The 14,421-nt window shown below is 66.3% G+C and carries 18 protein-coding genes; 8 read left to right on the top strand and 10 right to left on the bottom strand.

Translation table 11 applies throughout. The annotated features are described in order from the left end of the window. Positions 1–26: 26 nt before the first annotated feature. On the top strand, positions 27–431 hold the full coding sequence (locus tag GRI99_RS07660; protein ID WP_160771425.1) for a GFA family protein: 405 nt from the start codon (positions 27–29) through the stop codon (positions 429–431). After that, positions 431–1,192, top strand: coding sequence for a hydroxyacylglutathione hydrolase (gene gloB, locus GRI99_RS07655; protein WP_160771424.1), 762 nt, complete (start codon positions 431–433; stop codon positions 1,190–1,192). Before GRI99_RS07660 ends, gloB begins: the two co-directional genes overlap by 1 nt. A gap of 3 nt (positions 1,193–1,195) precedes the next feature. Here gloB and GRI99_RS07650 read toward each other — a convergent pair whose 3' ends face one another. From GRI99_RS07650 to GRI99_RS07610, 9 genes are all read right to left on the bottom strand, one after another. Continuing rightward, complete coding sequence (locus tag GRI99_RS07650; RefSeq protein ID WP_160771423.1) at positions 1,196–1,810, bottom strand: NAD(P)-dependent oxidoreductase; 615 nt, start codon at positions 1,808–1,810, stop codon at positions 1,196–1,198. Positions 1,811–1,948: 138 nt separating this feature from the next. Beyond that, positions 1,949–2,530, bottom strand: coding sequence for a F0F1 ATP synthase subunit B (locus GRI99_RS07645; protein WP_160771422.1), 582 nt, complete (start codon positions 2,528–2,530; stop codon positions 1,949–1,951). Beyond that, the gene (locus GRI99_RS07640) at positions 2,523–3,017 is read right to left on the bottom strand and encodes a F0F1 ATP synthase subunit B family protein (RefSeq protein WP_160771421.1); all 495 of its coding nucleotides are present in this window, start codon (positions 3,015–3,017) and stop codon (positions 2,523–2,525) included. The genes GRI99_RS07645 and GRI99_RS07640 overlap by 8 nt, the downstream gene beginning before the upstream one ends. Before the next feature lie 90 nt (positions 3,018–3,107). Continuing rightward, the gene (locus tag GRI99_RS07635) at positions 3,108–3,332 is read right to left on the bottom strand and encodes a F0F1 ATP synthase subunit C (protein ID WP_048885460.1); all 225 of its coding nucleotides are present in this window, start codon (positions 3,330–3,332) and stop codon (positions 3,108–3,110) included. 51 nt (positions 3,333–3,383) lie between these two features. After that, the gene (locus GRI99_RS07630; protein ID WP_202393010.1) at positions 3,384–4,139 is read right to left on the bottom strand and encodes a F0F1 ATP synthase subunit A; all 756 of its coding nucleotides are present in this window, start codon (positions 4,137–4,139) and stop codon (positions 3,384–3,386) included. A gap of 68 nt (positions 4,140–4,207) precedes the next feature. Then, positions 4,208–4,525: an AtpZ/AtpI family protein gene (locus GRI99_RS07625; protein WP_160771419.1), complete on the bottom strand. Its 318-nt coding sequence runs from the start codon at positions 4,523–4,525 to the stop codon at positions 4,208–4,210. Positions 4,526–4,649: 124 nt separating this feature from the next. Continuing rightward, positions 4,650–5,036 (bottom strand): YdbL family probable chaperone protein, encoded by a 387-nt coding sequence (locus GRI99_RS07620; protein WP_160771418.1) that lies wholly within the window; start codon positions 5,034–5,036, stop codon positions 4,650–4,652. Positions 5,037–5,062: 26 nt separating this feature from the next. Further along, positions 5,063–5,311, bottom strand: a complete 249-nt coding sequence (locus tag GRI99_RS18645; RefSeq protein ID WP_237438186.1) for a YnbE family lipoprotein — start codon at positions 5,309–5,311, stop codon at positions 5,063–5,065. After that, positions 5,308–8,499, bottom strand: coding sequence for an intermembrane phospholipid transport YdbH family protein (locus GRI99_RS07610; RefSeq protein ID WP_160771417.1), 3,192 nt, complete (start codon positions 8,497–8,499; stop codon positions 5,308–5,310). Before GRI99_RS07610 ends, GRI99_RS18645 begins: the two co-directional genes overlap by 4 nt. Positions 8,500–8,590: 91 nt before the next feature. Here GRI99_RS07610 and radC point away from each other — a divergent pair, with 91 nt between their 5' ends. The 5 genes from radC (at position 8,591) to GRI99_RS07585 (ending at position 12,451) form a co-directional block, all read left to right on the top strand. After that, entirely contained in the window at positions 8,591–9,286 is a 696-nt protein-coding gene (gene radC / locus GRI99_RS07605; RefSeq protein ID WP_160771684.1) for a RadC family protein, read from the top strand. 104 nt (positions 9,287–9,390) lie between these two features. Next, positions 9,391–10,707 (top strand): adenylosuccinate lyase, encoded by a 1,317-nt coding sequence (gene purB, locus GRI99_RS07600; protein ID WP_160771416.1) that lies wholly within the window; start codon positions 9,391–9,393, stop codon positions 10,705–10,707. A gap of 81 nt (positions 10,708–10,788) precedes the next feature. Next, the gene (locus tag GRI99_RS07595; protein ID WP_160771415.1) at positions 10,789–11,136 is read left to right on the top strand and encodes a hypothetical protein; all 348 of its coding nucleotides are present in this window, start codon (positions 10,789–10,791) and stop codon (positions 11,134–11,136) included. Beyond that, positions 11,133–11,807 (top strand): orotidine-5'-phosphate decarboxylase, encoded by a 675-nt coding sequence (gene pyrF, locus GRI99_RS07590; protein WP_160771414.1) that lies wholly within the window; start codon positions 11,133–11,135, stop codon positions 11,805–11,807. Before GRI99_RS07595 ends, pyrF begins: the two co-directional genes overlap by 4 nt. A gap of 11 nt (positions 11,808–11,818) precedes the next feature. Continuing rightward, positions 11,819–12,451: a phosphoribosylanthranilate isomerase gene (locus tag GRI99_RS07585; RefSeq protein ID WP_160771413.1), complete on the top strand. Its 633-nt coding sequence runs from the start codon at positions 11,819–11,821 to the stop codon at positions 12,449–12,451. A gap of 61 nt (positions 12,452–12,512) precedes the next feature. On the opposite strand, the gene GRI99_RS07580 is transcribed toward GRI99_RS07585, so the two are convergent. After that, a complete protein-coding gene (locus GRI99_RS07580; protein WP_160771412.1) occupies positions 12,513–12,962 on the bottom strand; it encodes a hypothetical protein in 450 nt (149 codons plus the stop codon). A gap of 180 nt (positions 12,963–13,142) precedes the next feature. Between GRI99_RS07580 and trpB the strand changes: the two genes are divergently transcribed. Next, a complete protein-coding gene (trpB, locus tag GRI99_RS07575) occupies positions 13,143–14,357 on the top strand; it encodes a tryptophan synthase subunit beta (RefSeq protein ID WP_160771411.1) in 1,215 nt (404 codons plus the stop codon). Positions 14,358–14,421 lie beyond the last annotated feature (64 nt).

The following is a 14,421-nucleotide window of genomic DNA, read 5'->3' as shown; positions in this document are numbered from 1 at the left end:
GGACGGGGCGCTTATGACCCGGGGCCATGAAAGCAAGCTGCCAATGCGGACAACTGACCGCCAGTGCGCCTGAGGGCGCGCAGGCCACGGTTGTCCTGTGCCATTGCCGCGATTGCCGCAAACGCAGCGGTGCGCCGTTCGGGGCCATGGCCTACTACCCGGCGGAAGCCGTGGTCTTCCATGGTCCGATGCGCGACTTCACCCGGCCCACCGACTCCGGCAACAGCTATACCACCGGTTTCTGCCCCACTTGCGGCACGTCGCTGAAGGGGCAGGCAAGCCGCCTGCCGCAGATCGCCGGGGTGGCGCTGGGCTGCATCGATGAAGGCACCATTCCCGCCCCGACCCGTTCCGTTTACGAGCAGGACAAGGCGGAGTGGATCGACCTGATGGGCGACATGGCCCACCACCCGCGCGGAAGGGATAGTTGATGCCGCTCGAAATCCACCAGTTCCCCTGCCTGTCCGACAACTACGGCTATCTGCTGCACGACCCCGCCAGCGGCGATACGGCCTGCATCGATACGCCCGATGCCGAGGCCTATCTTAAGGAAGCGTCCGCGAAAAGCTGGCGGATCACGCAGATCTGGAACACGCATTGGCACCCGGACCATGCGGGCGGCAACGCCACGATCCAGGCAGCTACCGGATGCACGATCAGCGGCCCGGCCGAAGTGGCGGAGCGTTTCCCGCTGGATGTCGCGCTGGGCCATGGCGACACGGTCGCGCTGGGCACTCACCAGGCGCGCGTGATCGACGTGGGCGGGCATACGAAGGGCCACGTTGCCTATCACCTGCCGGAAAGCCGCGTGGCCTTCGTGGGTGATGCGCTGTTCGCGCTGGGCTGTGGGCGGATGTTCGAGGGAACGGCGGAGCAGTTCTGGCGCTCGCTCCAGCGGCTGCGTGACCTGCCGGACGATACGATGGCCTATTGCGCGCACGAGTATACCGCCAGCAACGCCCGCTTCGCCCTCCACGCCGATCCGGGCAATGTGGCCCTGCAGGTATACGCCGCCGACGTGGAGTCCGCGCGCGCCCGGCACGAACCGACCGTGCCGTTCAACATGGGCCGCGAGAAGCAGTCGAACCCGTTCCTGCGGGCCGATAATGAAGACATCCGCAACCGCTGGGGTGGCACCTCGGCGGAGCAGACCTTCGCCGCGCTGAGGACGGCGAAGGACAACTTCCGCTGACAATCAGTAGGCGACGGTGAACCGCCCGCGCGAGTGGTTCCCCTGTTCCAGCTCGTCGACCATGGCGATGGCATAGTCGGCATAGCTGATGTTCGAATTGCCATCGGCATCGGTCACCAGCTCGTCCTTGCCCACGCGGAAGCTGCCAGGGCCTTTGCGCTCACCCACGAAGATGTTCATCGCAGGGGAGAAGAAGGTCCAGTTGGTCCCCTCCTCTGCCCGCAGTTCCTCCAGGAAGTCGATCCCCGGCTTCACGATCGGCTTGAGGAATTCGGGGAAGTGCGGCGAATCATACAGCCGCTGCCCGTCGGCATTGTGGAGGCTGGCTGCACCGCCCATCACCAGCAACCGGTCCACCCCGGCCTGCTTGACCGCGGAGAGCAACTTGGCGCTGGGCACGTCGAAATGGACCGCGCTGATCAGCGCATCGTGTCCGGCGATCAGCCCGGCCAACTTGTCCACATCATGGGCATCGCCTTCGACTGCCGTGATGCCTTCGCCGGTCGGTACGTTCTCCGGATGCCGCGCAATGCCGGTGACCGTATGCCCGCGCGCCGCCAGTTCCCTGACGATCTCAGACCCGCCCTTGCCGCTGCCGCCCAAAACCGCAACTCTCATACCTTCTCTGCCAAACCGAGCACCCGCGCCCTTTCTCCGGAAGCTATCCGATCAGCCTGCCAATGGGGAGAGCCAAACAGCAAATGGCCGCCGCGCGCATGGTGCGAGCGGCGGCCTCTAAGCCGATGGATCGAACGATCAGAGGACGGCGATGGCCTGGTCAACCAGTGCCTTGTCGGCTGCGGCATCGTGCCGGTCGGCAATCAGCGCGGCAGCGCCCGCTGCGCTGGCGGCTGCCGCCTGGGCGCGAAGGTCATCGATCGCCGCGCGCTCGGCAGCGGCAATCTTGTCAGACGCCATCTTCTCGCGGCGGGCGATGGTGGCGGTGGCGTCGGCCTCAGCTTTGGTGACGATATTGCCGGCCTCGGTGCGAGCGTTGGCCAGCAGCGCCTCAGCATCCTTTTCGGCACCGGCGATCTTGGCGGCATACTCGTCACGCAGGGCCTCGGCCTCGGCGCGCAGCAGCTTGGCCTCGTCGAGGTTCTGCTTGATCTGGGCGATCTTGCTGTCGAGCCCGCCCGCGATGGTCTTGTGCACCTTGGCCACGCCGAACGCGATCAGCAGCAGCACTGCCATCGAGATCGAGACCCACTGGAAGGGCTGCAGGCCCAGCAGTTCGGGACCCGGAGCATGCTCCACCGCGGTCCCGGTGTGAGCCGAGTGGTCTACCTCTGCCGGCATCGCGGCGGGAGCGGGAGCGGTTGCAGCGGAATTAGCCATTGGCCAGCGCCTTCTTCACCGCCGCCGTGGCAGCGGCCTTGTCCACGGAAATGCCAGCCAGGCGCGAGACGATGTCCTGCGCCGCTTCGGCGGCGACCGACTGGATCTCTGCCCCGGCTTCGGCGCGGGCAGCGGCGATGCGCTGTTCGGCCTCGGCCAGGCGGGCGTCGATCGTGCCCTGTGCCGCAGACAGCTTGCTGGCAGTTGCGGCGGCAGCCTTGGCCTTCGCCTCTGCCACCAGTTCCTGCGCGGCCGCGCGGTTGGCGTTTTCACGCGCCCGCCAGGCGGCTTCCTGCTGGTCGGCCGCATCGCGCGCTGCCTGGGCAGCGGCAAGGTCAGCCGCGATCTGCTGGTCGCGCAGGCCCACAGTGTCCATCACCTTGGGCAGCATGGTCTTGCCGACCACGACATAGACAAGGCCAAAAATGATCAGCAGCCAGAAGAGCTGGCTTGACCAGATTTCGGGAAGTTGGGCGATCTGGGGCATGGACGGATTCCGTCTGTCAGCGCAATTGAAACGTCAGGGCGTAGGATCAGCCCCGGCCGGAAGACAGGCAACCGGCCGGGAGGGTGTTCGTCAGACGAACAGGATGATCATGGCCACGACGAAGGCGAGCAGGCCCAACAGTTCCGCCGCGGCGAAACCGATGAACAGGCGGCCCTGCTGGCCATCGGCAGCACCCGGGTTGCGCAGGGCGCTTTCCAGGAACGAGCCGAACACGTTGCCCACACCCAGCGCGGCCATGCCGGCACCGATCGCGGCCAGGCCAGCACCGACCATCTTGGCAGCTTCGAGATCCATGTGATTATCCTTTCAAGAAAATGCGTTTGGGAAGAACTAAGGCGGAAAAACTCAGTGCAGGTGCTCGGCGTCGTTGATGTAGAGCGACGTCAGCAGCGCGAAAACGTAGGCCTGGATGCCCGAGACCAGGATCTCCAGCGCGCAGATGGCAACCATCAGCACGAAGCTGGGAATGCCCACCAGCACGCCGAACCCGGGGCCGGCGCTCCAGCCGCTGATCACGAAGCTGGACAGCACTTCCAGCAGCACGTGCCCGGCCATCATGGCCACGAACAGACGCAGCGCCAGGCTGAAGGGGCGGAACAGGAACGAGATGAACTCGATCGGGGCAATGATGATGGCCATCACCAGCGGCGTGCCGCTGGGCACGAACAGGCTGAAGAAGTGCAGGCCGTGCTTCCAGAAGCCGACGGCGAGCACGATGGCGAAGCTCATGATCGCCAGCACGCCGGTAACGCTGAAATGGCTGGTAAAGGTGAAAGGGTGCACACCCACCACCCCCAGCGGCATCAGGCCCAGCAGGTTGGCGAAGAGGATGAACATGAACAGGCTGAAGACGTAGGGGACGTACTTCTTGCCGCCGTGGCCGATGTTGGCGGTAACCAGGTCGTCGATGAAGCCGGTGAAGGTTTCCACCGCCATCTGCCAGCGACCGGGCACCATCTGGCGCTTCATCCCGCCGACCATGAACACGGTCAGCGCCACGAAGGCCAGCAGCATCCACAGCGCCGAATTGGTGAACGCAACGTTGTAACCCCAGAGGTTCCAGTCCGCGCCGACCAGCGGCTCGACTGTGAACTGGTGCATCGGATCGACCTTGCCGGTTTCGCCTGCCACTTAGTCTCGTTCCCTAAACCTGTAACCCGCCTGCCCCATCAATCGGGGCGGCGGTTGGAAATCCGGATGATGTTCCTGAAGGCGACGACGAAGCCAAGGCCCAGCATCACCAGCAGACCCCAGGGTGCGGTACCGGCGAACGAGTCAATCGCATAGCCGACCACCGCCCCACCGAGAGGCCCCCCGATAAGGTGCGCAAGAACCTGGTTGCCGGCGCGATAGTTCGCGTCTGCTCCCTGCACTTGCGGCCGGTTGCGCTCTTCTTCCCGCTCGCGCGCGGCTGCCAGCCGCTGCTCAAGCGCGTCAATCCGCGCGTCCTCACCGATGGGTTCCCGTGCGGGCTTATCGTCGCTCATGCCTGCTCCTGACATGCAAGATTGGCACGGGCAGCGGATGCGCCCGCCTAAGGCACCGGCCCCTTAGGCGGGGCCTATGGGCGAGTCAACCGCATGGTCGACCCCGCCGGTGCATTGTGCGGATTTACGGGCAGCGCGGATCGCGCAAGGGGGCCGCCGCCGTGCGCGTCTGCCACGAACCATCGGGCGCCTGGTACTTCTCGCCCGGCGTGGTGCGGGCAATGGCCAGGCATCCGGCGGTAAGCGCATACTGCTCCAGCGTGGCCCCTTCGGCTTGGGCTCGCTGGGCATAGACCTCGCGCCTCTGGTTGTTGATATCGTCCACCAGCCGCTGCAGTTCCGGCGTGGCCGGGCCGACAATGCCGAGATAGCCGTTCGTGCGTTCGCCCACCGAACCGTTGGCGCGGGCCGCGGCATAAGCCGGATCGCGCTGTGCCATGGCCGGCGCGGCGATGCTGCCGGCGATCAGCGCGGCGCCAAGGGCCAGCAGGGTCAGGGTCTTGCTTTTCATCGTCTGCTCCATCCGGACGCCGTGCATCAGAAGATGCTCGCGTTCTCGTCAATCGTGTTGCCGGCATCTTCCGCCAGGCGGTAAATCACTTCCTGCGTGATGTTGACGTTGAGCTCGATGACGATTGGCTCGGACGGGGCATTCACCGTCACGCACCCGGCCAGCATCGGCAAGCCCGCCATCAGCACCAGCACGCGCATCCGCTTCATCCAGTGTCCCTGCATGGGAACCTTATGCGCCTGGCGCGCGCCGCAGGTCAAATCGGCTGTGGTCATGGCATGGCCTCGCTTTCGGGGGGCTGAATGATGGGTTGCGAAGGTGGCACGGCCAGCGGGCCTGCGGGCACAAAGCGGCGGCCATCGTCGCTCAGAAGGCCCAGCCCGCGCGGATCGCGCACGGCGGACGGGTCGTACAGCGAGCGCAGGGATCCGACGAGCGAATAGAACGGCGCACGCACGTTGACGATGAAGCGGATCGGCAGGTTGGCCAGGCGACGGGTGATGAAGTTGCGCTCGGCATCCGGTCCCTGGCGCACGCCATCGAAGCGCACCGAGGTGACCAGTTCGCCGGTCAGCGGACCGTTCATGTCGATGGTCATTCGCTGCCATTCCATGTCGCGCAGCGCGTCGAACGCATAGTTGGCGATGGGAGAGAGATCCTCATAGGTCAGCTCACCCACATAGGACAGCCGCCCGCCCGGCGGGCGTGAGAGCAGATTGCCGCCCTCCAGCCTTCCGTTGCCTTCTGCATCGAACACGATCGGCAGAGTGCCGTCGAAGGTGCCGGTGGCGGCAATGTTGGACAGGTCCATGTGTTCGATGAAACGCTGGGCCTCCAGGCCCGTGATCTCGATCTCGTAGCGGCGTACTTCGGAAGCCCCGATATTGATCGCCACCGGGCGCATGCGGATCGTTCCGCCCAGGAAGGGCCAGGTGGCGTCCTCCAGCCGCAACAGGGTTCCGCCGCTAAGGGATATGCCAAGGTCCCCGTCCAGCACCTCGATGCCGGGGTTGATCGAGGCGACGCGAATCCGCTGGCCGGACGCGGTTGTCAGGCCGATCAGGTCACTGAACTCTATGGTGCCGCGCGCTCCGCGCACAGGACCGAAAGCGGCGGCAAGGTCCAGGCCTTGGGAGGTGAAAGTGCCAGTGCTGGAGGTGACCCCCACCCCGCTCCAGTTCACCACGCCGCTGCCGGTAACCGTGCCCCGCACGTTGCTGACCGGACCATAGAGCAGCACCGTCAGGTCCGCCGGCTGGAATCCCTCGCCAAAGGTCAGGCCCGCGACTGACAGGTCTGCACGCCCCACGCCGCTCGACAGGTCATGCGCCAGGTCCACCTGCACCACCTGCTGCCCGCTCCCCGGATGGCGCAACAGGAAGTCGCCGCTCAGCCTGCTGTCAGCCAGCACCAGTTGCGCGTCATCGCTTTGCAGGGGGTTGAAACGCGGCTCGGGCGCGCGGTCGCTGATAGTGAAGGCGGTGTCGGCCAGCCGCAGGATGCCCTCGGCAAAGGTCAACTGTCCTTCGGCGTTGCTGATGGCCAGCGGCACCTCACCCAGCGTGGACCGTCCGCCGATAAACCGGCCGCTGACGCTGTCGTCGATAGTGCCGTTGAAGGTGGTCATGGCCACGTTGACGGCGCCCAGTTGCAAGTCCACCTCGTTGGCCACCAGCGCACCGGGATAGGCCAGGCCCACCGCTCCAGTGGTCAGCCGCAGGGGCGTGTCACCCAGCTTGCCGCTGAGACGCAGGGCCGGGGTTCCTGCAGCCACGCGCAGGCCACCGCTCTCCCATGCCAGAATCGGCCGCCCGCGCGGCGGGCACAAGGTCAGGCTCTCCCCATCGGCCACCAGCCCGGCATAGCTGAATGCGGCAAAACGGACCGGGGTGCAGCCATTCCACAGCGTGACCGCTCCCGAGGATGACACCGCGCCGTTCAGCGGCACCGAAAGATCCCGCACGAAACCGCCCGGAAGGGCTCCACTGGCCTGCATCTCTCCGGCAAAGGCCAGTGCCCCATTTGCCGCTTGGCGCAGGGTCAGGCGCGGCAGGGCCAGGGTGGCGTCCCCCGCCGAGTAAGGTGCCATGGCCAAGGTCAGGTCCAGCGCGCCGCTGCCCTGCCGGTCCATCCGCCCGCTGATCCTTGGCAGACCGGGGCCGCCGGTAAGGAAATTGCCGCGCACCACCGGCAACCCGTCCGCATCGAAGCTGGCCCGCAGCCGCGCCACCTGAGCCAGCGGCACCCCGCCCGCACCGGTAACCCGCGCCATCGGCAGAGCAAGCGATGTGCGCCCGCTTTCCCACTGCACCCGGATGTCTCCCGAGATCTCGCCGCCGCGCAGTTCGCGGGCGAGCGCCGCACGCAACTGAACCAGGAGGGGGCGAGCAAGCGTGCCGTCGCTGGCCGATGCGAGGCCAGCCAGTTGATCGTCAAGCGCCGGGCCAAGCCGCAGCCCTGCCCCGCTGATCTCGCCCGCCAGTTCCAGCCGGGCAAAGGCATCCGCGCTCCTGAAGGTCCCCGCAAACCCGGCGCTGGCCAGCCGCACCCCGCCTGCTTCCACAGCCCGGCCCTGCAAGGTGAACCGGCTATCGATCTCGCCGCCGCGATAGGTAGCCGTGCCGCGCCCCGCCAGCCCGGCAGCCTCGGCCCCCGGCAGAACCGCAGCCCCGGCGGTCAGCTCGAACTCGGCCCGTCCGCCAGAAAGGTCGGCGTCGGCAATCAGGTCCAGCGCCGATCCGCCAGCGCCAAGCGCCACGCCGCCTTCCGGGCATCGGAGACTGGCAAAGCGCAAGGGGCCGGCAAAGCCAGGCCGACGGTTGGCTGTCTCGACCCTGCCATAGAGCGTCGTCTCGCTGGCCCGACACCCGGCCACCTGCAAGGCTGGTGCCACGGCGGCAACCTGCGCCTCGAATCCGCTGGGCAGGTAGCCGCCGCCGTCGATCCGCACCGCAACCGGGCCGTAGTCACCCTCGATCAGTGCCCGGGCATCGCGCAGGCGCAGATCGATTTCGGGTAGAGCGAAAGGCTCGGTGCTTTCCGTAAAGATCAATGGGTCGAGCGCGCCGAAGCTGGGCTTGCCACCAACCACGCGGCCCCACAGACGCACGCCGGACAGCGTGATGCGCTCAAGCTGCGGCATGCCGATCCGCGTGACCAGGCGCACCTCGGCCCGGTCGATCGTCAGGTCCGGCGCGGCGGGGTCGCCCACCACAATCTGGCGCAGAACCTGCCGGTCAGGCGCGATCTGCTCGATACGATAGGTGGCTTCCACGCCCTGCTGGGCCAGCAAATCGTCGAGGTAGTTGCCCACCAGCCGCTCGCGCTGAAACCACAGAACGGCAACAAGAACGCCCACCAGCAGGGCAAATGCCAGCAGCCCCCGCCCCAGCAGGCGCAGCCCGCGCGGCAGGCTTCGGCGCGGTGCCGGTTGCTCTTGGTCCGCAGGCTCTTCAGACGACATCAGGGGCACCACTTGCGCGATGGGTTTTGCAAAGGCAATGCTTCGCGGCGAGAAAGGGGGCCAGCGCGTGCCGCAAGACCAGTTCCCGGAAATGGTTGAACCGGATGCATCTTCCCCCGCCCCGGGGTCGGGTCACCGCGCCCGGCTGCGCGACCGCCTGCTTAACGGCGGGCCCGAGGCGCTGGCCGATTACGAGGTGATCGAATACCTGCTTTTCGGTGCCAACGCGCGCGGCGATACCAAGCCGCTGGCCAAGGCGCTGCTGGCCCGCTTCGGATCGCTGGCAGGCGTCCTCAATGCCGAACCGGCCGCATTGAAGCAGACCAGGGGCCTGTCGGACGTGGGCGTGGGCGCGCTCAAGATCGCTGCCCTCGCCGCCCGCCGGATGATGCGCAGCGAAGTGCAGCAAAGCCCCATTCTGGGATCGTGGCAGGCGCTGCTCGATTACCTGACGATCGACATGGCCCACCTGACCCATGAGCGGGTACGGGTGCTTTATCTCAACACCAAGAACCGGCTTCTGCTCGATCACCTGGTGCACGATGGCACGATCGACGAGGCCAGCATTCACCCGCGCGAGGTGATCAAGCGGGGTCTCGATATCGGCGCTTCGGCCCTGATCATGGTGCACAACCACCCCAGCGGCAATCCGGAGCCCAGCCGGGCCGATATCCAGATCACCAATCGCATCGCCGAGGCAGGCCGCCTGCTGGGCATCACCGTGCACGACCATGTGATCATCGGCCGCGAAGGACAGGTCTCGCTGCGCGCCAAGGGGCTGCTGTAAGGCGGCTCTTCACCTGCCCGGGCCTTCTGTGGCTTGCCATTTGCCCGCTTGCAGCCTAGCCGCCGCCGCATAGCAGCCCTGCCTTTAGCCAACCGGAGTTCACGATGGTCCCCCGTTACGCCCGCCCTGCCATGACAGCGATCTGGGAACCGGAAGCCCGCTACAAGATCTGGTTCGAGATCGAGGCCCACGCCACGCAGAAGCTGGCCGACCTGGGCGTGGTGCCGCAGAGCGGGGCCAAGGCACTGTGGGACTGGTGGCAGACCAACCCGGCGATCGACGTGGCCGCGATTGACGCCAAGGAAGCGATCCTGAAGCATGACGTGATCGCCTTCCTTGACTGGGTGGCCGAGCAGGTGGGCCCCGAAGCGCGCTTCATGCACCAGGGCATGACGAGTTCCGACGTGCTGGATACCACGCTGGCCGTGCAGCTTGCCCGGGCCAGCGACTTGCTGCTTGAAGACATGGACGCGCTGCTGGCCGCTATCCACCGCCGGGCGGAAGAACATCGCTACACCCCCACCATCGGCCGCAGCCACGGCATCCATGCCGAGCCGACCACCTTCGGCCTAAAGCTGGCACAGGCCTATGCCGAATTCGACCGCTGCCGCGCGCGGCTGGTGGCGGCCCGGGCCGAGATTGCCACTTGCGCCATTTCCGGCGCGGTCGGCACTTTCGCCAACATCGATCCCTCGGTCGAGGAATACGTGGCGGAGAAGCTGGGCCTGGCGGTGGAGCCCGTCTCCACGCAGGTCATCCCGCGCGATCGACACGCCGCCTATTTCTCCACACTCGCGGTAATCGCCAGTTCAATCGAGCGGCTGGCGGTGGAAATCCGCCACCTGCAGCGCACCGAGGTGCTGGAGGCCGAGGAATACTTCAGCCCCGGCCAGAAGGGCTCCAGCGCCATGCCGCACAAGCGCAACCCGGTGCTGACCGAGAACCTCACCGGCCAGGCGCGGATGATCCGCAGCTATGCCATGCCGGCACTGGAGAACGTGGCCCTGTGGCACGAGCGGGACATCAGCCACTCTTCGGTCGAGCGGTTCATCGGCCCAGATGCCACGATCACCCTCGATTTCGCCCTCGCCCGCCTGACCATGGTGGTCGACAAGCTGCTGATCTACCCCGAGCGGATGCAGAAGAACCTCGATCGCATGGGCGGCCTGGTCCATTCGCAGCGGGTGCTGCTGGCGCTGACGCAGGCCGGGGTCACGCGCGACAATGCCTATCGCCTGGTCCAGCGCAACGCGATGAAGGTGTGGGAATCGGATGGCCAGCTCTCGCTGCTAGAGCTGCTGAAGGCGGACGAGGAAGTGACCGCCGCCCTGACGCCGGCCCAGCTTGAAGATAAGTTCAACCTCGACTTCCACTTCAAGCACGTTGACACCATTTTCGCCCGCGTGTTCCCGCAAGGGTAAAGGGTGCCGCAAGGCCGGGGTTCCCTTATCGGCAGCTTGCGCCTAGCATCGCCACTGGTTGCAACGCAGGGGAATAGAACCATGCAAGTGGTCCGCACGATCGTCTGGGTGCTGCTGGCCGTGGCGCTGGTGCTGTTCTCCATTGCCAACTGGACGCCGGTGACCCTGCATGTGTGGAGCGGCCTGCTGATCGACACCATGCTGCCCGCACTGGTGATCCTGGCTTTCGCGCTGGGCTTCGTGCCCATGTGGCTGCTGCACCGCGGCGCCATGTGGCAGGCGAAACGGCGGATCGCCGCGCTGGAACTGGCGGCCAAGCCGGTCGCCAGCACAGTGCCGCCGCCATCCGCGCCTCCCCCCGTCACTACTCCGTCCCCGCTACCCCCGCCTGCCGCAACCACTAACGATCCACTTGGACCCGACGCATGAGCAACCCCGTCTATCTCGCTCTCGACCTGCCCCGCCTCGATGCCGCCAAGGCGCTGGCCGAGACGGTGAAGGGCCATATCGGCGGCCTGAAGCTGGGGCTGGAGTTCTTCTGCGCCCACGGCGCGCACGGCGTACACGAGATCGCCCACGTGGGCCTTCCCATCTTCCTTGACCTGAAGCTGCACGACATTCCCAACACCGTGGCCGGGGCCATGCAGGCGATCCACGTGCTGGAACCGGCCATCGTCACAGTCCACGCCAGCGGCGGGCGCGCGATGATGGAGGATGCCAAGGCTGCGGCGGGCGAACACACCAGGGTTGTCGCCGTCACCATGCTCACCAGCCTCGACGAGCGAGACCTGGCCCGCACCGGGGTGACCGGCACTCCGCACGAGCATGTCCTTCGTCTGGCCGAACTGGCCGAGGCCGCGGGCCTGGATGGCATCGTCTGTTCGGGTCACGAAGTGGGCGAGGTTCACCGCCAGTGGAAGAAGGGTTTCTTCGTGGTGCCCGGACTGCGCCCCGCCGGCTCGACAGTGGGTGACCAGAAGCGCGTGGTGACTCCGCGCCAGGCGCGCGATGATGGTGCTTCGGTACTGGTGATCGGCCGCCCGATCAGCCGCGCGGCCGATCCGGTGCAGGCCGCCCGCGAGATCGAGGCGACGCTGTAAGGCCATTGCCCATGACCACCCGGATCAAGATCTGCGGCCTTAAGTCGCGCGAGGCGATCATGGCGGCCGCCGATGCCGGCGCCACGCACGTGGGCTTCGTCCACTATCCGCCCTCGCCACGCCATGTCTCGCTGGAGGAAGCCGCCGCGCTGCGCCAGATGGTGCCGGCACATATGAAGGCCGTGTTGCTGCTGGTCAGCATGGAGGCGGCCGACGCGGCAAAAGCTATCGCCAGGGTGCAACCGCACGTGGTCCAGTTCCACGGTGCGGAAAGTGCGCAGGGCTGCGCCATGTTCCGCCAGCTAGCCCCGTTAGAGGTGTGGAAGGCGGTGGGCGTCAAGAACCCCGCCTCGCTGGAGGAAGCACAGCGCTTTGTCGGCGCGGTGGACCTGATTCTCTACGATGCGCCTGCGGGCTCGCTGCCCGGCGGCCAGGGGCTGGCGCTCGACTGGTCGCTGCTGGCCGGCCACCAGCATCGCGCGCCCTGGGGGCTGGCAGGCGGGCTGAATGCCGATAACGTCGCCGAGGCGATCCGCCAGACCGGCGCCCCGCTGGTCGATACCAGCAGCGGAGTGGAAAGCGCGCCGGGCGTGAAGGACCTGAACAGGATCGCCGAGTTCTGTCGCGCCGTGCGCGAGGGCTGAAACGAGCAAGGGGCGACCTGTCGGCAGGCCGCCCCCCTCTGAACTTGTTTGTCAGCAGCGCTCAGAAGCGCATGCCCAGGCCCACCAGGGCCACGTCCGGATCGATGCCGCGCTCGAAGATGTGGATGTATTCCACCTTGGCATAGAGGCTCTCGTTCAGGTCGCGCTGGTAGCCGGCACCAAGGCGCCAGTCATCCAGATCACCTGCGGTGTAGCCACCGTTGAAATAGAGGCGGCCTGCCTCGCTGGTGTTGATGCCCACGCGGCCCGTGAAGCCGAACTGCACGTCGAACCCGCCGCGCAGCACCTTGTCGGCCGAAACCTCGATGCCTGCGAATCCGTCTTCCCCCAGGTCGAAATCATAGCCGGCGGCAACACCGGCCACTGCTTCTTCGTCACCGAAGGCGAAAACCACGCCGCCACGCGCTTCCACGCGGGCTTCGTTGGCCTGTGCCGGCGCTGCGACAGCGGCAGCAGCAAGGGTGGCGAGTGCAGCAAACTTGTAACGCATTGTAATCTCCTCAATCGCCCCTTGTCGGGGCGCGGCGGCAACTAGGCGTGGAGATTCAAGGGTTCAACCGCACGAATAGGCTTGTGACGGATTGCGGCGTCAACTGTGCCACATCGGCCACATCCGTTGCAGAGTAGCGACTTATGGACTTTCCCGCGCCCCTCTGCCAAGCGCTTCGGCATGACCGAACAGAACCTCAATTCGTTCCGCAACCAGCCCGACGAGCGCGGCCATTTCGGCCAGTTCGGCGGCCGCTATGTCGCCGAAACGCTGATGCCGCTGATCCTCGATCTGGAAGCTGAATATACGAAAGCCAAGAACGATCCGGCCTTCCATGCCGAGTTCGAAGACCTGCTGACCCATTATGTCGGCCGGCCGAGCCCGATGTATTTCGCGCCCCGGTTGACCGAGGAACTGGGCGGCGCGCAGGTCTGGTTCAAGCGTGACGAATTGAACCACACCGGCGCGCACAAGATCAACAACTGCATCGGCCAGATCCTGCTCGCCATCCGCATGGGCAAGACGAAGATCATTGCCGAGACCGGCGCGGGCCAGCACGGCGTTGCCACGGCCACCGTCTGCGCGCGGTTCGGCCTGCCTTGCACCATCTTCATGGGCGCGACCGACGTGGCCCGCCAGGCGCCCAACGTGTTCCGCATGAAGCTGCTGGGGGCCGAGGTTGTCCCCGTCACCAGCGGCGCGGCCACGCTGAAGGACGCGATGAATGAGGCGCTGCGCCACTGGGTGGCCAACGTGCATGACACGTTCTACATCATCGGCACCGCCGCCGGCCCGCACCCCTATCCGGAACTGGTGCGCGATTTCCAGAGCGTGATCGGCACCGAAGCCCGCGCACAACTGCTGGAGCGGACGGGGCGACTGCCCGATCTGCTGGTGGCAGCCATCGGCGGCGGTTCCAATGCCATCGGCCTGTTCCACCCGTTCCTGGACGACCCAAGCGTCAAAATGCTGGGCGTGGAAGCGGCCGGCCACGGGCTCGACAAGCAGCACGCCGCCAGCCTGGCGGGCGGCTTCCCCGGCATCCTGCACGGCAACAAGACCTACCTGCTGCAGGACGAGGACGGCCAGATTGCCGAGGCGCACTCGATCAGCGCGGGCCTGGACTATCCCGGCATCGGCCCGGAACACGCCTGGCTGAAGGAAACCGGCCGGGTGGAATACACCTCCATCACCGACACCGAGGCGCTGGAAGGCTTCAAGCTGCTCTGCCGCACCGAAGGCATCATCCCCGCGCTGGAGCCCTCGCACGCGATTGCGGCGGTGGCGAAGGTGGCCCCGACCATGCCCAAGGACGCGATCATTTGCGCGAATCTGTGCGGGCGCGGCGACAAGGACATCTTCACCGTGGCCGAGGCGCTGGGAGTGGAGATGTGAAGCGTGACGGCTTCATCCGATGCTATATCGAAGTGTGGATCTATTGGGTTGGTTTGAATCTTGT

It is taken from the genome of Alteraurantiacibacter buctensis (assembly GCF_009827655.1).
Taxonomy (GTDB): domain Bacteria; phylum Pseudomonadota; class Alphaproteobacteria; order Sphingomonadales; family Sphingomonadaceae; genus Alteraurantiacibacter; species Alteraurantiacibacter buctensis.
This window is presented reverse-complemented; position numbering and strand designations above follow the sequence as displayed.